Annotated in this window: 19 protein-coding genes; 11 read left to right on the top strand and 8 right to left on the bottom strand. The window is 69.4% G+C overall.

Translation table 11 applies throughout. The annotated features are described in order from the left end of the window. Positions 1–11 precede the first annotated feature (11 nt). Together ACQY4O_RS14070 and motA are read left to right on the top strand one after the other, a co-directional pair. Positions 12–1,082: a flagellar motor protein MotB gene (locus tag ACQY4O_RS14070; protein ID WP_428376980.1), complete on the top strand. Its 1,071-nt coding sequence runs from the start codon at positions 12–14 to the stop codon at positions 1,080–1,082. An 11-nt stretch (positions 1,083–1,093) separates the two neighbouring features. Next, on the top strand, positions 1,094–1,960 hold the full coding sequence (gene motA, locus ACQY4O_RS14065; protein ID WP_428376979.1) for a flagellar motor stator protein MotA: 867 nt from the start codon (positions 1,094–1,096) through the stop codon (positions 1,958–1,960). A gap of 12 nt (positions 1,961–1,972) precedes the next feature. Here motA and ACQY4O_RS14060 read toward each other — a convergent pair whose 3' ends face one another. The 4 genes from ACQY4O_RS14060 to ACQY4O_RS14045 form a co-directional block, all read right to left on the bottom strand. After that, the gene (locus tag ACQY4O_RS14060; protein ID WP_428376978.1) at positions 1,973–2,386 is read right to left on the bottom strand and encodes an NUDIX hydrolase; all 414 of its coding nucleotides are present in this window, start codon (positions 2,384–2,386) and stop codon (positions 1,973–1,975) included. A 13-nt stretch (positions 2,387–2,399) separates the two neighbouring features. Next, entirely contained in the window at positions 2,400–2,858 is a 459-nt protein-coding gene (locus ACQY4O_RS14055) for a GAF domain-containing protein (RefSeq protein ID WP_428376977.1), read from the bottom strand. 198 nt (positions 2,859–3,056) lie between these two features. Further along, positions 3,057–4,820 (bottom strand): EAL domain-containing protein, encoded by a 1,764-nt coding sequence (locus ACQY4O_RS14050; protein WP_428376976.1) that lies wholly within the window; start codon positions 4,818–4,820, stop codon positions 3,057–3,059. Between the two features lie 96 nt (positions 4,821–4,916). Then, a complete protein-coding gene (locus tag ACQY4O_RS14045) occupies positions 4,917–5,507 on the bottom strand; it encodes a chalcone isomerase family protein (RefSeq protein ID WP_428376975.1) in 591 nt (196 codons plus the stop codon). A 185-nt stretch (positions 5,508–5,692) separates the two neighbouring features. On the opposite strand from ACQY4O_RS14045, the gene ACQY4O_RS14040 reads away from it, so the two are divergent. The 5 genes from ACQY4O_RS14040 to ACQY4O_RS14020 are packed head-to-tail and all read left to right on the top strand — an operon-like array spanning position 5,693 to position 10,220. After that, on the top strand, positions 5,693–6,022 hold the full coding sequence (locus ACQY4O_RS14040; RefSeq protein WP_428376974.1) for an acyl carrier protein: 330 nt from the start codon (positions 5,693–5,695) through the stop codon (positions 6,020–6,022). Continuing rightward, the gene (locus ACQY4O_RS14035; RefSeq protein WP_428376973.1) at positions 6,019–7,245 is read left to right on the top strand and encodes a beta-ketoacyl-[acyl-carrier-protein] synthase family protein; all 1,227 of its coding nucleotides are present in this window, start codon (positions 6,019–6,021) and stop codon (positions 7,243–7,245) included. The genes ACQY4O_RS14040 and ACQY4O_RS14035 overlap by 4 nt, the downstream gene beginning before the upstream one ends. 28 nt (positions 7,246–7,273) lie before the next feature. Beyond that, positions 7,274–8,368, top strand: coding sequence for a type III polyketide synthase (locus ACQY4O_RS14030; RefSeq protein ID WP_428376972.1), 1,095 nt, complete (start codon positions 7,274–7,276; stop codon positions 8,366–8,368). After that, the gene (locus ACQY4O_RS14025; protein WP_428376971.1) at positions 8,368–9,060 is read left to right on the top strand and encodes a methyltransferase domain-containing protein; all 693 of its coding nucleotides are present in this window, start codon (positions 8,368–8,370) and stop codon (positions 9,058–9,060) included. Before ACQY4O_RS14030 ends, ACQY4O_RS14025 begins: the two co-directional genes overlap by 1 nt. Then, positions 9,057–10,220, top strand: coding sequence for an FAD-dependent oxidoreductase (locus ACQY4O_RS14020; protein WP_428376970.1), 1,164 nt, complete (start codon positions 9,057–9,059; stop codon positions 10,218–10,220). The genes ACQY4O_RS14025 and ACQY4O_RS14020 overlap by 4 nt, the downstream gene beginning before the upstream one ends. Before the next feature lies 1 nt (position 10,221). On the opposite strand, the gene ACQY4O_RS14015 is transcribed toward ACQY4O_RS14020, so the two are convergent. From ACQY4O_RS14015 to ACQY4O_RS14005, 3 genes are all read right to left on the bottom strand, one after another. Then, a complete protein-coding gene (locus ACQY4O_RS14015; RefSeq protein WP_428376969.1) occupies positions 10,222–10,764 on the bottom strand; it encodes a hypothetical protein in 543 nt (180 codons plus the stop codon). A 154-nt stretch (positions 10,765–10,918) separates the two neighbouring features. After that, positions 10,919–11,320, bottom strand: coding sequence for a (R)-mandelonitrile lyase (locus tag ACQY4O_RS14010; RefSeq protein ID WP_428376968.1), 402 nt, complete (start codon positions 11,318–11,320; stop codon positions 10,919–10,921). Between the two features lie 357 nt (positions 11,321–11,677). Beyond that, on the bottom strand, positions 11,678–11,803 hold the full coding sequence (locus ACQY4O_RS14005) for a hypothetical protein (RefSeq protein WP_428376967.1): 126 nt from the start codon (positions 11,801–11,803) through the stop codon (positions 11,678–11,680). A 14-nt stretch (positions 11,804–11,817) separates the two neighbouring features. Here ACQY4O_RS14005 and ACQY4O_RS14000 point away from each other — a divergent pair, with 14 nt between their 5' ends. Continuing rightward, positions 11,818–12,330, top strand: coding sequence for a cupin domain-containing protein (locus tag ACQY4O_RS14000; RefSeq protein WP_428376966.1), 513 nt, complete (start codon positions 11,818–11,820; stop codon positions 12,328–12,330). 16 nt (positions 12,331–12,346) lie between these two features. Beyond that, entirely contained in the window at positions 12,347–13,174 is an 828-nt protein-coding gene (locus tag ACQY4O_RS13995) for a shikimate 5-dehydrogenase (protein ID WP_428376965.1), read from the top strand. A 75-nt stretch (positions 13,175–13,249) separates the two neighbouring features. Here ACQY4O_RS13995 and ACQY4O_RS13990 read toward each other — a convergent pair whose 3' ends face one another. Beyond that, complete coding sequence (locus ACQY4O_RS13990) at positions 13,250–14,275, bottom strand: aldo/keto reductase (RefSeq protein ID WP_428376964.1); 1,026 nt, start codon at positions 14,273–14,275, stop codon at positions 13,250–13,252. Positions 14,276–14,372: 97 nt separating this feature from the next. On the opposite strand from ACQY4O_RS13990, the gene ACQY4O_RS13985 reads away from it, so the two are divergent. Continuing rightward, complete coding sequence (locus ACQY4O_RS13985) at positions 14,373–15,674, top strand: cystathionine gamma-synthase family protein (RefSeq protein WP_428376963.1); 1,302 nt, start codon at positions 14,373–14,375, stop codon at positions 15,672–15,674. A 189-nt stretch (positions 15,675–15,863) separates the two neighbouring features. After that, a complete protein-coding gene (locus ACQY4O_RS13980) occupies positions 15,864–16,616 on the top strand; it encodes a TylF/MycF/NovP-related O-methyltransferase (RefSeq protein ID WP_428376962.1) in 753 nt (250 codons plus the stop codon). Positions 16,617–16,639: the final 23 nt, after the last annotated feature.

Raw genomic sequence — 16,639 nt, 5'->3', positions numbered from 1 at the left:
GGCGGCAGCACATGGCGGGTGGACGAGCCAACGGCAAGAACGCGGCGCGCGGCGGTGGCAACGTCATCATCCGCCGCGAGGAGATCGTCGAAGGCGGCCATCACGGCGGCGCCTGGAAGGTCGCCTACGCCGATTTCGTGACCGCCATGATGGCGTTCTTCCTGCTGATGTGGCTGATCAACGCCACCACGCAGGACCAGCGCCGCGGCATCGCCGCCTATTTCAGCCCGATGGCGAAGGTCGAGAACGGCTTCTCGGGCACCGGCATGGTGCCGGGCGGCGCCGCCCCGGTTGCCGATGGTGCGCAGCTGGTGGACCAGGGGCCGCCGCTGCTCGCGACCCTCTCCGCCCACGCCGACAGCCGGACCCCGCAGAATGACGGCGATCCCGATACCGGCAGCGCCGCGCAAGCCAAGCCGGGTCCGCTCGGTGTCGGACCGAACGTGGCCGGGGCGCAGGCGGCCGCGCTTGCCGCCGCCAAGCCGCTGGACAGCAAGGCGCCCCCGGCGTCCGCGGCCGGAACGCAGACCACCCAGGATGCGAACGCGGCCCAGGCGGAGACCAGGACCCTACGTGACGCGGCGCAGGGACTGCGCGATGCCATCGCCAACGACCCGGCGCTGCGCACGGTCGCCGGCCAGATGGCGATCGATGTCACCCCGGACGGGCTGCGCATCCAGATCATGGACTCCGAGCGGCAGCCGATGTTCGCCAGCGGCTCGACGGTGCCGAACGAGCGGGCGCAGGCGCTGCTGCGCGTGGTCGCCCCGTTCATCGCCAAGCTGACCGAGGCGGTCTCGATCGGCGGCTACACGGATGCCGGCGCCTATCGCGACGGCCAGGTCTCCAACTGGAGCCTGTCGTCCGGCCGTGCCGATGCGGCACGCAACGTGCTGGTGCGATCGGGATTGTCCGAGACGCGGCTCAGCAACGTCACCGGCTACGCCGATCATGGCTTGCTGTTTCCGGCCGATCCGCTGTCGCCCTCGAACCGGCGCATCGTGCTGACGCTGCAGCGCGCCCTGCCGCTGGCCGGAGCTGCGGCCGCCACGGACAGAGCTGCCGCGCCCGCGCAGCCGTAGGAGGACCACGCATGCTGACGATCGGCGGCCTGGTCTTCCTCATGCTGTGCGTATTCGGCAGCTTCATGGCATCCGGCGGTGCCATCGGCGCGCTGATCGGATCGATGCCGTTCGAGTTGCTGAGCATCCTGGGGGCGGCGATCGGCACCTTCGTCATGGCCAACTCGATGCCCGAGCTGAAACATGCCGTCGGGGGGTTCATCAAGACGATCAAGGGGCCGGCCTTCAAGAAGACCGACTATGTCGACTTGCTCAGCCTGCTGTTCTTCCTGGTCAAGCTGGCGACCACCCGTGGCGCCATGGCGCTGGAGCCGCACATCGAGCATCCCGAGAGCAGCAGCGCCTTCGGCAAGTTTCCCAAGATCAGTGCGAACCACCACGTTACCGTGCTGATCTGCGACTACCTGCGCATGGTGGGCATGAACGCGGACGATCCGCACCAGATCGATGACGTGATGGCGCGTGAACTCAAGAAGATCCTCAACGAGGAACTGCATCCCGCGCATGCCCTGCAGACGATGGCGGATGCGCTGCCGGCGCTCGGGATCGTTGCCGCCGTGCTCGGCGTCATCAAGACGATGTCGCACATCAACGAGCCACCGTCGGTGCTTGGCGAGATGATCGGCGGCGCGCTGGTCGGGACCTTCCTCGGCGTGCTGCTGGCCTACGGCATGGTGGCACCGATCGCCTCGCGGCTGCGCAGCATCATCATCGAGGAGAGCAAATACTACGAACTGATCCGCGCGGTGCTGGTGGCCCACCTGCACGGCAACCCGCCGCAGGTCAGCGTGGAGAGCGGTCGCAAGATGGTGCCGAGCGAGCACATGCCCACCTTCCAGGACCTCGAGACGGCGTTGCAGGCGATCGAGATGACCTGAAGCCGGAGGGCTTCACGCCGAGCGCGCCTCGCGCATCAGGACGCCGACCCGCCTGGAGAAGGTCCCGGGCTCGGCCGCCACCTGCCGCACGCTGAACCAGGCCGCATCCAGCGCATCGGTTGCGGCCTCGGGGATGCCGCCGCGGAACGCGCACAGGACCGGCAGCAGGATGTAGTGGCCGAGCAGCGGACCGCGGGCCTCGCCGTGCAGCACATCGAACGGCGTCAGCAGGCGCACGGCTTCGGCCGCCACGCCGGTTTCTTCCAGCAATTCACGTATGGCGGCGGCCTCGATCGTCTCGCCCGTCTCGATCCTGCCGCCGGGATAGCCCCACAGGCCGGCGTCGGGCGGATTGCGCCGTCGCACCAGCAGCACCCGGTCCTCGTGCAGCACCACGGCCAGTGCCGCGGGGACCGGCCGGATCATGCCCGGAGCAGCATCATGTCTCGGACGCAGCCACCAGGAGCCGGGCGACCTGCTCGCAGAGCGCGCGATCGGCGTTCGAGAAGCGGTCCGGCACCGGGCTGTCGATGTCCAGGACGCCCAACAGGCGGCCGCCCTGGATGAGCGGCACCACGATCTCCGAGCGCGAGGCGGCGTCGCAGGCAATATGGCCCGGAAAGGCGTGCACGTCCGGCACCACGATGGTCTCGCGCCGGGCCGCCGCCGCTCCGCACACGCCCTGGCCTGGCGGGATGCGCACGCAGGCAACGCGTCCCTGGAATGGTCCGAGCACCAGCACGTCGCCGCGCAGGATGTAGAAGCCGGCCCAGTTCACCGCCGCCAGCCGCTCGAACAGCAGGGCTGCGGTGTTGGCGCAGTTGGCGATGAAGTCGGTCTCGCCGTCGAGCACGCCACGCAGCGCGTCGAGCAGGTCATGCTCCAGATCAGGCGTCATCCGTGCCTCGCTAAAGCATGAGAGCCTGTTTGAAAACGCCTGATGCTGGATGAGAGCGGGCTGAAGGCCCGCGGCCGGCGTGACTTTCCGAGCACCGGAGCGGAGCGGCCGTCTGGCCGTGAGCAACGGAGCGCAGGAAAGGCGCCCATCCTTAGGAAAGTGGGGGATCGCCAGCAGCAGGCGTTTGCAAACAGGCTCTCAGCCGGACGGTGCCGGCAACCCGGCGGTGGCTGCCGCACGGCCATGCTGCAGATCGAGCAGGCGGGTGACATCGTCCGCTGCCATCGGTCGGCTGATCAGGTAGCCCTGGCCTTCGCTGCAGCCCTGGCTGCGTAGCCATTCGAGTTGTTCGGGATCCTCGATCCCTTCGGCGAGACACGCGACGTCGAGATTGCCGGAGAGGGCGATCACGGTCCGGGTGATCGCCGCCGCGTCCGCCGCCCGGGTAACGTCGCGGGTGAACGACCTGTCGATCTTCAGCCGGTCCAGGGGGAAGTGGCGCAGATAGGCGAGCGACGACCAGCCGGTGCCGAAATCATCGACCGCCAGGCTGACGCCGATCCGCTTCAGCTCGCCCATGATGCGTATCGCGCCGGCAAGATCGTCGAGCGGCATCGCCTCGGTGATCTCGAGCTCGAGCCAGTGCGGTTCCAGATCGGCCTCGCGCAGGATCGTGGCGACGTCCTGCACCAGGCTCTCGCTGTAGAACTCGTGCGGCGAGAGGTTGACCGCCATGCGCATCGGACGATAGCCGGCGCGCTGCCACCGGGCCGCCTGCGCGCACGCGACACTCAGCGTGTTCCGGCCGATCGCGCACATCAGCCCCGCCTCCGCGGCCAGCGGAATGAAGCTGGCGGGGGGCACCGCGCCGAACTGCGGATGGGTCCAGCGCAGCAGGGCCTCCACTCCGCAGATCGCGCCTGTACGGAGCATGATCTGTGGCTGGTAGTGCAGGGTCAGCGCGTTGCGCCGCACCGCATGATGCAGGTCGCGCGACAGCCGCACGCGCCGCTGCAGCGGCTGGCCGTCCGGACGGAACAGCCGCACCTGCCCGGAGCCGGCATTACGCGCTTCCTGCAAGGCATGGCTGGCGCGGCGCAGCAGGCCTTCCGGCTCGCGCGCATCCGCGGGGAACAGGCTGATGCCGGCGACGACCCCGAGCGGCAGGACCTCGCCGGCCTCGCTGCGAACGGTCTGCAACCGCCTGACCATCTCGTCGCCACGCGCCGCTGCCTCGGCCGGACCGGCGATGCGATCGAGTGCCAGCGCGAACGTATCGGTGCCGATCCGGGCGATCAGCTCGGCGGGGGACAGGCAGGCCTGCAGCCGCCGGGCCGCCTCGGCGAGTGCCACATCACCGGCCGGATAGCCGAAGACCGTGTTGATCTCGCGAATACGGTCGAGGGTGATGACCAGCACGGCCCCGGGTGGCGCCTGCAGCGGCACGGTCATGCCGAGGCGCAGCGCCAGTTCGGCCTCGAACACCAACCGGTCGGGAAGCTCCGGTCGGGGCTGGCCGGCGGCCTTGGGTCGTGCGGCAACCCGGCCCGGCAGCCGCCTGAGGATGGCGGCCACGCGTGCCAGCACCTCGGCGGGGCGGAGCGGCCTGACCAGGATGTCGTCATAGGCCGCCATGCCAGGGCCGCCGGCGGCCAGTTCCGCCTCGGTCGGCATCAGGATGCTCGGGATGCTGACGACGTGCCCCGGCCCGGTTCCCGGCTGCACCAGCAGCAGGTCCGGCACCATGTCGGCCGGCGGCGACACCTCGCTCGCATCGATCCGCTGGCATTGCACATCGTAGCCCGCGGCCCCCAGCAGGCTGACCAGGACGGAGAGCTCGTCGAGCCGGCGATGCAGGATCAGGATACGGTGCCCCGGGCCTGCTTCGGGCCGGCGCGCCGGAGCCGCCAGGATGCCGCGGCGCGCCTTGCCCATCATCAGCGTTGCGGAACTCTGCGGCATCGCGCGTCCTGCGGTCCTGGACTATGCAAGATGGTCAGCCGGCGGAAGTTGCCACACCGCGACGATCAACGTCAGAATCTCGTTATAATTTGCTGTTCAGCTCGCACCGCTGCCAAGTAGCCCATCTCTCAGCGCCGTGGTCGGCGGCTGGTGGCCGAGGAAGCTCGCCAGCAGGTGGTGGCTGAACTCCGCTCCCGCGATGGCCGCGATCTTCCGGTCGTCGAACAGCACATCCACCTGGTCCGGCAGGAAGATGAAGGTGGTGGTATCGCCCTGTTGCACCGGCTTCACCGTGTCGAGCAACTGCCCGAAGCCGGTCTCCTCGGTCTTCGAGCAGCCGGGCACGCAGTTCAGCACGTGTCCGCGGCGATACTCGTCCTGCACCCGGCCGACCCCGGCCGTGCGGACGAACTCGATCCTGAGCACCTTGGCACCGGCCTGGGCCAGCAGGACGGCTGGATCATGGCTTTGCGCCGGCACGTAGAGCCCGGCGACGTAGCCGCGAATATGCAGAAAGGTGAAGAGGCGGACGCCCATGCCGTTGAGCTGCAGATGCTGCCCCTGGACCTCCATGCTGTCCGGCATGGTGATCCCGCCGGCGCTCATCGCCCGGGCTGGCGTGCCGCCCGCGAGAAGACCGCCCAGACCAGCAACGCTCAACACGCCGAGAACGCTCAGCTCTCTCACGCGTTGCTTCCAGCGCAGGCGTGCCGCATCGGATCGAAGCATCCTCGAACCTTCGTGGTTTGTACCATGCATCGCGGTCGCCGCTGGTGCCGTCAAGAAAATCGGATGCGCGGGACGCGGCTGGTCGCTAATGGTCTTCCGACACGGAAGACCAAGAGACAGATGCCGGCACCGTGAGCCCAAGGATGCCCATGCTTCAGCCCGAGCCTCAGCTGGCCAGCGATCCAAGAACCGCCGAGATCCTCGACATCGTCGCCAAGGAGACCCAGATCGACCGGGCCAGACTGACGCCCGAGGCCTCGATCGAGGCCCTCGGCATCCCGTCCCTGGACATGGTCCAGGTGATCTTCGAGATCGAGGCCCGCTACGACGTCGAGATCCCGGTGGCACCGGAGCGGGCCGGCGGCGAATTCAGCACCATCGGCGACCTGGTGGCGCACGCGCTGCGCGCCATCGACGCCGCCCGGGCCGCCGAGCCCAGGATCGGCGGCGCCACGGATACGGCCCGCGGGTGACACGCCGCGTCGCGGTCACCGGCGTCGGGGCGATCGCCTCCATCGGTGCCGACATGGAGCAGCTTTGGCGCGCGGTGCAGCAGGGCCGCTCCGGCATCGGGCCGATCCGCACCATCCCGACCGAGCGTCTCTCTACCCGGGTCGCGGCCGAGATCCATGATTTCGACCCGTTGCGCTGGTTCGAGCCGCGCCAGATGGCGTTGCTGGACCGCAACGCGCAGCTCGCCCTGGTCGCCGCCCGCGAGGCGGTGCGCCAGTCCGGCGTAGACACCAGGAGTGCCGGCGCGCGTGGCGGGGTGGTGCTGGCGGCAGCCATCGGGCAGCACACCATCGATTCCACATACAAGTCGTTCTATGGCGACGGCGCGAAGCGCGTGCACCCGTTGACGGTCCCGCGCCTCATGCCGAGCAGCGCCACCAGCCAGGTCTCGATGGAATTCGGTCTGCGCGGCCCGAGCGTCGCGATGGCCTCGGCCTGCGCGTCGGCCAACCATGCCATCGGCCACGCCTTCCAGATGATCCGGGCCGGCATGCTCGACGTCGCCATCACCGGCGGCGCGGATGCCTCGGTGGTGGTCGGCGTCCTCAAGGCGTGGGAGGGGCTGCGCGTGCTCAGCCCGGACCTGTGCCAGCCGTTCTCGCTGGATCGCAAGGGCCTGGTGATCGGCGAGGGCGGCGCCATGCTGGTGCTGGAGGAGTGGGACGCGGCGGTGGCGCGCGGCGCCGTGATCCAGGCCGAGCTGGTCGGGTTCGGCAGCTCCGCCGATGCCAGCGACATCACCGCGCCGGACGCGGCGGGCGCCGCGGCGGCCATGCGCGCCGCGATCGAGGATGCCGGGGTGAGTGCCGATCAGGTCGACTACGTCAATGCGCACGGCACCGGCACCCGCCTCAACGACCGCACCGAGGTTGCCGCCCTGCGGGCGGTGTTCGGCCGCCATCTCGGCCGCATGGCGGTCTCGTCCACCAAGTCGATGCTGGGCCATTGCATGACCGCAAGCGGCGCGCTCGAGCTGGCGGTCACGGTGGCGGCGCTGCGCGACAGCGTGCTGCCGCCCACCGCCGGCTTCACTACGCCCGATCCCGAATGCGACATCGACTGCGTGCCGAACGTTGCCCGCCAGGCGCCGATCGAGGTGGCGCTGTCCAACTCGTTCGCCTTCGGCGGCCTCAACGCCACCCTGATCGTGCGCCGCGCCGCATCCTCCCGGAGACCTTCATGATCGCCCGCCTCGCTAGAAACCAAGTATTTTGAGCCCGCACCTCAACCGGCCCCACGTCAACCGTATCGGCACCGCGGTCCCGGCGCACGACGTGCATCTTCCGTTCCTCGGCTTTGCCCGTACCCTGCTGGAGGATGACCGCGCCCGGCTGGTGTTCGACCGCATGGCCGAGCGCTCCGGGATCGCGCACCGCTACTCCAACTTCCGTCCCGGCAGCCTCGCGGCCGGCGAGGTCGATGCCGACGGCTTCTACCGGCGCGGCGCCTTCCCGAGCACCGGTGCGAGGATGCGGCTGTACGAACCGTTCGCCCGCACTTTGGCGCTGGACGCGATCGCCAAGCTCGACCTCACCGGCGAGATCGACCGGATCACCCACATCGTGGTGGCCTCCTGCACCGGGTTTACCGCGCCCGGCCTCGACCTGCAGATCGCCGACCGGCTCGGACTGCCGGCGAGCGTGGGCCGCACCGTGGTCGGCTTCATGGGCTGCGCCGCCGCGGTGCCGGCGCTCCGGCTCGCCTGCGACACGGTGCGGGCCGACCCGCGGGCGCGTGTGCTGATGGTGAACTGCGAACTCAGCACGCTGCATCTGCAGGAGACTTCGGACCTCGAGACCGTGCTGTCCTTCATGCTGTTCGCGGATGGCGCGTCGGCAGCACTCATCACCGCCGATCCGGTCGGGCTGGCGGTGGAGGATTTCCGCAGCGAGATCATCCCCGACAGCGCCGACCTGATCACCTGGCGCATCGGTGACCAGGGCTTCGACATGCATCTGTCGGGCAAGGTGCCGGGCCGCATCGCCGGGGCGCTGCGCGGCGATCCCGAGGACCCGGCCGGCCTGCTGCGCGGGCTGGGCACGGATGCCTACGATCTCTGGGCGGTGCATGCCGGCGGCCGCACCGTGCTGGACGCGGTCGAGGTCGGACTGTCGCTCGACCCGTCGCGGCTGCGGCACTCGCGCGCGGTGCTGCACGACTACGGCAACATGTCGTCGGCCACCGTCATGTTCGTGCTGGCGCGCATCCTGGCCGAGCGGGACGGCGCGCGGGGGCTGGGCCTGGCCTTCGGCCCGGGCATGGTGGCCGAGAGCTTCCGCTTCCGACGCGCCGGCCGGGACAGCTGATGGATCTTTCGGCTCGCGCCGAAGGGCCCGAGATCCTTGACGCGGGCGATGTCGGGCCGGACATGTTCGCCGCCGTCATGGACGATCTTGCCTCGGTCAGCCGGGTGATGCTGGCGCATGCGCCGACCATCGGCTTCCTGGACCGGGCGACGCGCGGCATGCCACGCGGCGCCAGCCTGTCGGTGCTCGATGTCGGCTATGGCGAGGGCGACCTGCTGCGCCGGATCGGACGCTGGGCCGGTCGCCGCGGCCTGCTTGTGCGGCTGTCCGGCATCGACCTCAACCCGCGCAGTGCGGGCGCTGCCCGCGCCCGGACGCCGGCCTCGATGCCGATCGAGTACGCGACCGGCGATGTGTTCGACCATGCCGGCGACGCCGACTTCATCGTGAGTTCGCTGTTCACGCATCACCTGACCGATGCCGATGCGGTGCGCTTCCTGCGCTGGATGCAGCAGCGCGCGCGATTGGGCTGGTTCGTCAACGACCTGCAGCGGCATGTGCTTGCCTATCACGGCTTCGGGATGCTGGCGCGGCTGGCCCGCTGGCATCCGATCGTCCGCCAGGACGGGCAGCTCTCGGTGGCGCGCAGCTTCCGCTATGCCGACTGGCGGGACCTGCTCGACGCGGCGGGTATCGAGGCGCGCCTGCTCTGGCGGCCGATGTTCCGGCTCTGCGTCGAGCATCTCGGATGATCCTGCCAGCCGCCGGCAGCACCTCGATTGCCGCCGGCAGCACCTTGATCGTCGGCGGCGGTTTGGCCGGCGCCGCGGCGGCCTGCCAGCTGGCGCAGCAGGGCCAGCCGGTCACGCTGTTCGAGCGCGAGCGGCAGGCCCGTCACAAGGTCTGCGGCGAGTTCATCAGCGTCGAAGCGGACCGCCACCTGGCGGCACTCGGGCTCGATCTCGCCTCGCTCGGGGCGGTGCCGATCGAGCGGGTGCGTATCGCGTGCCGGCACGCCCTGATCACGTCGGCGCTGCCGTTCGCCGGCAGCAGCCTGACCCGGCGGCGGCTCGATGCGGCGCTGCTGGCGCATGCCGAGGCAGCCGGCGCCGACACCAGGCAGGGCTGCGGCGTGCGCCGTGCGGTGGCAGACGGCGCAGGTGCCACCCTGCTGGAACTGGATGGTGGCGAGCGGCTGGGCGGGCGGAGCGTGTTGCTCGCCACCGGCAAGCACGAGCTGCGCGGCCTGCGTCGGCCGCCGCCATCGCAGGACCAGGTCTGCTTCAAGAGCTATTTCATGCTTGCCGCACCCAGCCGGCGGGCGCTGGACGGGCATGTCGAGCTGGTGCTGTTCCGCGACGGCTATGGCGGCCTGCAGATGGTCGAAGGCGGCCTCGCCAACCTCTGCCTGGTGACGACGCGCGCGCGGCTGACGCGCGACGGGGGCACCTGGCGCAACCTGCTGGCGTCCCTGACGGCGGAAAGCCCGCATCTGCGCTCACGCCTGCAGCATGCCGACGAGTGCCTGGACCGGCCGCTAACCATCGCCAGGGTGCCATACGGCTTCCTGCATCGCACCGCGCCCGAGGCACCGCGCGACCTGTTCCGCCTTGGCGACCAGATGGCGGTGATCCCCTCGTTTACCGGGGACGGCATGGCGATCGCCCTGCACACGGCGGCGCAGGCGGTGCGGTCGGTGCTCGGCGCAGAGCCCGCCGCCTCCTACCACGACCGGATGCGCCGGGCGCTGGGACCGCAGATGCGGCTGGCTGGCGGCCTGTATGCGATCGGCCGCACCGTGCCCGGCCAGGCCATGATGTTGCTGGGCGCCCGCCTCTGGCCGGGCCTGGTGCAGCGGCTCGCTTCGGCCACGCGCGTGCCGGATCACGCGGGGACGCTGTCGCCGGCCTGAGTCACCTGCCCGTCGGCTGCAGCAGGCGCGTCGACAGCAGGGCGCCGGTCAGGGCGGATCCCAGGATGCCGCCGCCGTACTGGATCGTGCCGACGAACGCCGAGACCGTGCCGGCGCGATCCGGCATCACCGCGAGCGCGCCGGCGACGGCGTTGGCGACGATGAACCCGGTTGCACAGACGAAGCAGAACAAGGGCAGAGCGAGGCTGGCCAGGCCGCCGAGACCGGTGCAGGCGTCGACGGCCAGGACGATGCCGGCCACGGCCGCACCCGAGGTGCCGGCCAGCAGCAATCGCCCGCTGCCGAAGCGTGGCACGAGCCGCGCATTGACTAGGCTGGCCGCGATGAGCCCGATGACGCCGAGGCCGAACAGCAGGCAATAGCGTCGCAACTCGATCGTTCCGGATGCGGACCGGAGTGACGACGCCATGGTCGGCAGCGCCGGCAGGTAGAAATCGGTCGAGATCGAGCCGAAGCCCATCAGGGCGCTCAGGATCATGAGCACGCGCAGCTTATGCCGTGCCGGGACCGCCCGGGGGGTCACCCGGCTTATCCGCTGGTAAAACCTGACGACTCTTCTCTCAGATTTTTGCCACTAGAGCCTGATCGTCTCAGGCTGAACCAGCCTGAGACGTGAATCAGTCTCTAGATCAATCTGGTAGAGCAAGTTTACCGGCTCAACTTGAGCCGGTCTTGCTCTAGGTGCCATGGCGGTAGTCCTCGTCGCTGACCTGCTCCAGCCAGTCGACCGGCGAGCCGTTCAGTTTCTCCTGGATGGCGATGTGGCTCATGGCGGTGGTCGCCGAGGCGCCATGCCAGTGCTTCTCGCGCGGTGCAAACCAGACCACGTCGCCGGGCCTGATTGCCTCGACCGGGCCGCCTTCGCGCTGCACCCAGCCCAGGCCGGTGGTCACGATCAGGGTCTGGCCGAGCGGATGCGTGTGCCACGCGGTGCGAGCACCGGGCTCGAAGGTGACGAGGGCGCCACCGACACGCGCCGGCTCGGGAGGGCTGAACAGCGCATCGATGCGCACGGTGCCGGTGAACCAGTCCGAGGGCCCCTTGGCGGAGGCGGCAGTACCCGCCCGTGTGATGTCCATTGCCGGTTCCTTTCGTTGCCGAGTCCGTCGCCCGGCGGTCAACGCCTCGATGCGGTCCGCCGTTCGCAAGAGGAGTTTACGGTCATCGTCAGCGACGGGTCGATGCCGTCGCCCCGGGGCAGCGGGAGCCCGCCCGCGCGACGGCCTCAGCGCGCCGGACCGACCAGTCCGATCCTGAGCATCTGCCGGCGCAGGCCGTCGCGATCCAGGAGGTCGGGCATGGCATCGATCCATCGGCACACGCCACATTGATCGTGGGATCCGCTAGGCGCGGCGCAGCCGGTGATGTCGGCTCCGCACTCCACACACACGCATTCCGCTACAACCATCGCGGTGTCTCCCGGACCTCAACCCGTCTCATGGCGTGAGACTGGCATGAAGCCTGCTGCCGTCCAAGGGCAGGATCTCGTAGCGGGTGCTGGCCACGCGGCAAAAGCTGGGTAAATCTGCAGCCGGCATGATGATGCCGGCCAGCGCGATCATCGATGGAGGGCGCGATGACGGACATGGTGCAGCGTCGCGACCTGCTCTCGGCCTCGGTGCTCATGGCGGCCGCTTCATTGCCATCGCGGGGCGCCGATGCGGCGGGAGCCGATCCCGCGATGACGCAGGTGGTGCAGGCCGACGCCATCCCCTGGCGACAGCTCTACAATTTCCCGCCGGGAACTGCCGAGCAGGCCACCCTGCATGGCGGACTGCACGAGCCCGGGCAGTATTTCGTCCTGATCCGTTGGCATCCGGGCTATATGAGCGCCCCGCATTCCTACGAGACCGACCGGCTCTGCATCGTGCTGTCCGGCACCTGGTGGGTGGCGAGTGGCACGGATTTTGCCCCCGGCGCCACGGTGCCGGTCGAAGCCGGCGGCTTTGTCCGGCGCGTCGCCGGCACGCCGCATTATGACGGGGTCAAAAAACACGCAGACGGCCCGGCGATCCTTGCGATCTCGGGAATCGGCCCGATCCATTTCAGCCTGGTCGATCCGCACCGGCCTGGCTGGCGCGAAGTCTGATTGTTATGACACGGGCATGAGCAAGCTTTCGATCAACCGGACGACGCGGCTGTGCATGTCGCTCTCCGCGCGGCCGGGCAATTTCGGCACCCGGTTCCATAACCACCTCTACGAGGCGCTCGGCCTCGACTATGTTTACAAGGCGTTCGGCACCCGCGACCTCGACGGCGCGATCGGCGGCATCCGGGCGCTCGGCATCCGCGGCTGCGCGGTCTCGATGCCGTTCAAGGAAGTCGTCATCCCGATGCTGGACAGCCTCGACCCGTCCGCGCAGGCGATCGGGTCGGTGAACACCATAGTCAATTCCGACGGCCATCTTCACGCCTACAACACCGACTACATCGCCATCGTCCGGCTGGTGGCCGAGACGCCGATCGACCGAGAGATCCGGTTCCTGCTCACCGGAAGCGGCGGCATGGCGAAGGCGGTGGCTTCGGCGTTGCGCGACAATAGTTTCACCAACGGCACCATCGTGGCCCGCAACCAGGCAACCGGCACGGCTCTGGCGGATGCCTGCGGCTATGGCTGGGCGCCCGAACTGGGCGACGCGCAAGCGGGCATGCTGATCAACGTCACCCCGGTCGGGATGGAGGGTGGCCCGGAGGCCGAGGACCTTGCCTTTCCGAAGGCGGCGCTCGAGGCGGCGAAGGTCGTGGTCGACGTGGTGGCCCTGCCTTCGGAGACGCCGACGATCCGGGCGGCGCGCGCTCTCGGCAAACGCATCGTGACCGGCGCCGAGATCCAGACCGTACAGGCCGTGGAGCAGTTCATCCTCTATACCGGCCAGACGCCCACGCCTGAGCAGATCGCGGCGGCGGCGGCCTTTGCGCAAGGCCGCGGATAACGCGGCCTGTCAAAGGACAAGCCGAGCATGATCGATCGGATCATGCTCGGGGCAAAGCCGCCGCCTGATCTGGACCTACACCGGCGCCGGGTTGCGCTCGGCGAACCCGGCCTGGTGCCAGAACGGGTAGGGCAGGGTGACGGCGCTGGCCGCCTCCAGGCTTGCCATCTGCTCCGGCGTCAGGGTCCAGCCGACCGCGCCGAGATTCTGCCGCAACTGCTCCTCGTTGCGGGCGCCGACGATGATGTTGGAGACCGTCGGGCGCTGCAGCAGCCAGTTCAGCGCGATCTGCGGCACGCTCTTGCCGGTCTCCGCCGCCACGCGGTCCAGCGCGTCCACCACCTTGTGGACGTGCTCGTCGGCGACCGGCGGCCCCATGTCGGCGGTCTTGTGCAGGCGCGAGCCGGCGGGCAGCGGCTGGCCACGGCGTATCTTGCCGGTCAGGCGGCCCCAGCCGAGCGGGCTCCAGACCACGGCGCCGACGCCCTGCTCCAGCCCGAGCGGCATCAGTTCCCACTCGTAGTCGCGGCCGATCAGCGAATAGTAGGTCTGGTTGGCGACGTAGCGCTGCAGGTTGTAGCGCTCGGACACCGAGAGCGACTTCATCAGGTGCCAGCCGGAGAAATTGGACACGCCGAGATAGCGGATCTTGCCGGCCCGTACGAGGTCGTCGAGCGCGTTCAGCGTCTCCTCGACGGGCGTTTTGGCGTCGAAGCCGTGCAGCTGGAACAGGTCGATATAGTCGGTGCCGAGGCGCCTGAGCGAGTGCTCGACGGCCTGGATCAAATGGTGGCGCGAGGCGCCGACCTCGTTCGGGCCGTCGCCGGCGCGGAAGGTCGCCTTGGTCGAGACGATGACCTTCTCGCGCCGCCCCTTGATCGCGCCGCCCAGCACCTCCTCCGCGAGGCCCCCCGAATAGATGTCGGCGCTGTCGAACATGGTGAGGCCGTGCTCGAGGCAGATATCGACCAGCCGGGTTGCTCCCTGCACGTCGGTATCGCCCCACGCCTTGAAGAATTCGTTGCCGCCGCCGAACGTGCCGGTGCCCAGGCTCAGCACCGGCACCTGGAAGCCGGATCGGCCGAGAAATCTGTGTTCCATGAAGAGGGTCCTTTTCAGCTTCGCGTCGCCGCTTTGACGCTGCGTGGCGCGAGTGGTTCACGCTAATCTGGCGCGCCATAGCAATCAGGGGACCGTCATGGCCGAAGACCGCAGCCGCCACCGCGCCCTGGGCGACCATGTGCTGCACCCGGAAACCCTGATGCTGGGCTACGCCTACGACCCGGCGCTGTCGGAAGGTTCGGTGAAGCCGCCGATCTTCATGACCTCGACCTTCGTGTTCCGCTCCGCCGAGGAGGGCCGCGACTTCTTCGACGTGGTGGCCGGCCGCAAGCCGGTGCCGGAGGGGGGCGCCGGCCTGGTCTATTCGCGCTTCAACCACCCCAACACCGAGATCGTCGAGGAGCGGCTCGCGGTGTTCGAGGCGGCCGAGCAGGCGCTGCTGTTCAGCGCCGGCATGTCGGCGATCGCCACCACGCTGCTCGCCTACACCAGGCCCGGCGACGTCGTCCTGCACAGCCAGCCGCTCTATGGCGGCACCGAGACGCTGCTGATGCGCACCTTCGCCGGCTGGGGCATCGGCGCCGAGGGCTTCACCGACGGGCTGGACGAGGCGGCGATCGACGCGGCCGCCGCGCGCGCCTGCGCCCGCGGCCGGGTTTCCATCATCATGCTGGAGACCCCCTCCAACCCGCTGATCTCGCTGGTCGATTTCTCCCTGGTGGCCAGGGTGCGCGACCGCATCGCCACCCGGCAGGGCCATGCGCCGCTGATCGTCTGCGACAACACCCTGCTTGGGCCGGTGTTCCAGGCGCCGCTGCTGCACGGGGTCGACATCGTGCTGTACTCGCTGACCAAGTATATCGGCGGCCATAGCGACCTGATCGGCGGCGCAGCCCTGGGAACGGCGGCGCTGATGCGGCCGATCCGGCTGCTGCGCGGCGCCATCGGCACCCAGCTCGATCCCAACACCTGCTGGCTGATCGGGCGCTCGCTGGAGACGCTGGGGCTGCGCATGCGGGAAGCGGCGCGCAACGCGGAGATCGTGCTCGGCTTCCTCGCGGCGCACCCGCGCGTGCTGAAGCTGCATGCGCTGAACCGGCTGCAGGCGGGTGATCCGGCGGCCGCGGTGCAGGCGCGGCAGGCGACCGGCGCCGGCTCGACCTTCAGCATCGTCATTGCCGGTGGCCAGGCCGAGGCGTTCCGGGTGCTGAATGCGTTGCGCATCTTCAAGCTGGCGGTCAGCCTCGGGGGGACGGAGTCGCTGGTCTGCCATCCGGCCTCGACCACCCATTCCGGGGTGCCGGCCGAGGTCCGCGAGCGGGCCGGGGTCGTGGACGGCCTGATCCGGCTCAGCGTCGGCATCGAGAATGCCGAGGACCTCGTGGCCGACCTGGCGCAGGCGCTGGCGGTTCTGGGGACCGGGGATACGGTGTCGTAACTTAATCGCTGGACGCACTGCGCCGGTCTTCTGCAAACCGGGTCTCTGCCCTGAGACAAAACCGGGGTCAGGATCTGGTCGCGGATCATGGCGTTACGTCGCGGTCGCGCCGATCGGCGCACCATTGGAGTATCTCCCATCCACCACAATCCTACGAACCGGCCTGCCGCATTGCGCGAGGCGGCCGGCATGGCTGCTGCCATGCCGGCCGCCCCGGTCCGGCGCCGGCTGCGCAAGCTCGCCGGCCTGGTGCCGCAGGCGACGGTGCACCGGCTGTTCGCCCGCTCCCGGCTGCTGCGGCGGGTGACCGTCGGCACGCTCAGCCGGATCGAGCTCGCCATCATGGGCGGCCACAAGCAGCGCGGCCGTCTCGACCTCATCCGCCGGGTCCGCAGCGAGCGCGAGTCGCTGCTCAGTGGCAACGAGGCCTTCATGATCACCTCGCTGGCGGCGGCACAGCGCGCGGTCGGTGGCGTGATGGCGGAGGTCGGCGTGTTCCAGGGCTGCTCGGCCAAGCTGATCAGCCTGGCTGGCCGGCCCACCGCGCTGCACCTGTTCGACACCTTCTCCGGCCTGCCCGAGCCGGACCGCGACGAGTGCCGAGCGATGCGCAAGGGGCACTATGCCGCGTCGCTCGAGGCGGTGCGGTCCTACCTGCACGACCAGCCGAACCTGGTGTTCCACCAAAGGCTGTTCACCGGCGAGAACGTCGCCTGCAGCGACGAGCGCTTCTCGTTCGTGCATCTCGATGTCGATCTCAAGGAGGGCACCCGCGCCTGCCTGGAGTTCTTTTATCCGCGCATGCTGGCCGGCGGGGTCATCGTCAGCCACGACTACTCCTACCTGGACGGGGTGCGCGAGGCGTTCGCCGAATTCCTCTCCGGACGCCCCGAGCGGGTGATCGAGCTGCCCAGCTCCCAGGTCATGCTGATAAAAAACTAGGGCCGGCTGAGCGCGAGGGCCGG

The sequence above is a fragment of the Lichenicoccus sp. genome (assembly GCF_965277665.1).
Classification (GTDB): Bacteria; Pseudomonadota; Alphaproteobacteria; order Acetobacterales; family Acetobacteraceae; genus Lichenicoccus.
Note: the sequence above shows the minus strand (reverse complement) of the source record. Positions and strands in the feature narration are given on the sequence as shown.

Coding starts and splice junctions, on each gene's coding strand:
- ACQY4O_RS14070 (WP_428376980.1), top strand. CDS start 12: ATGGCGGGTGGACGAGCCAACGGCAAGAACGCGGCGCGCGGCGGTGGC.
- motA (WP_428376979.1), top strand. CDS start 1,094: ATGCTGACGATCGGCGGCCTGGTCTTCCTCATGCTGTGCGTATTCGGC.
- ACQY4O_RS14060 (WP_428376978.1), bottom strand. CDS start 2,386: ATGATCCGGCCGGTCCCCGCGGCACTGGCCGTGGTGCTGCACGAGGAC.
- ACQY4O_RS14055 (WP_428376977.1), bottom strand. CDS start 2,858: ATGACGCCTGATCTGGAGCATGACCTGCTCGACGCGCTGCGTGGCGTG.
- ACQY4O_RS14050 (WP_428376976.1), bottom strand. CDS start 4,820: ATGCCGCAGAGTTCCGCAACGCTGATGATGGGCAAGGCGCGCCGCGGC.
- ACQY4O_RS14040 (WP_428376974.1), top strand. CDS start 5,693: ATGCCCATGCTTCAGCCCGAGCCTCAGCTGGCCAGCGATCCAAGAACC.
- ACQY4O_RS14025 (WP_428376971.1), top strand. CDS start 8,368: ATGGATCTTTCGGCTCGCGCCGAAGGGCCCGAGATCCTTGACGCGGGC.
- ACQY4O_RS14020 (WP_428376970.1), top strand. CDS start 9,057: ATGATCCTGCCAGCCGCCGGCAGCACCTCGATTGCCGCCGGCAGCACC.
- ACQY4O_RS14010 (WP_428376968.1), bottom strand. CDS start 11,320: ATGGACATCACACGGGCGGGTACTGCCGCCTCCGCCAAGGGGCCCTCG.
- ACQY4O_RS14005 (WP_428376967.1), bottom strand. CDS start 11,803: ATGATCGCGCTGGCCGGCATCATCATGCCGGCTGCAGATTTACCCAGC.
- ACQY4O_RS14000 (WP_428376966.1), top strand. CDS start 11,818: ATGACGGACATGGTGCAGCGTCGCGACCTGCTCTCGGCCTCGGTGCTC.
- ACQY4O_RS13995 (WP_428376965.1), top strand. CDS start 12,347: ATGAGCAAGCTTTCGATCAACCGGACGACGCGGCTGTGCATGTCGCTC.
- ACQY4O_RS13990 (WP_428376964.1), bottom strand. CDS start 14,275: ATGGAACACAGATTTCTCGGCCGATCCGGCTTCCAGGTGCCGGTGCTG.
- ACQY4O_RS13985 (WP_428376963.1), top strand. CDS start 14,373: ATGGCCGAAGACCGCAGCCGCCACCGCGCCCTGGGCGACCATGTGCTG.
- ACQY4O_RS13980 (WP_428376962.1), top strand. CDS start 15,864: ATGGCTGCTGCCATGCCGGCCGCCCCGGTCCGGCGCCGGCTGCGCAAG.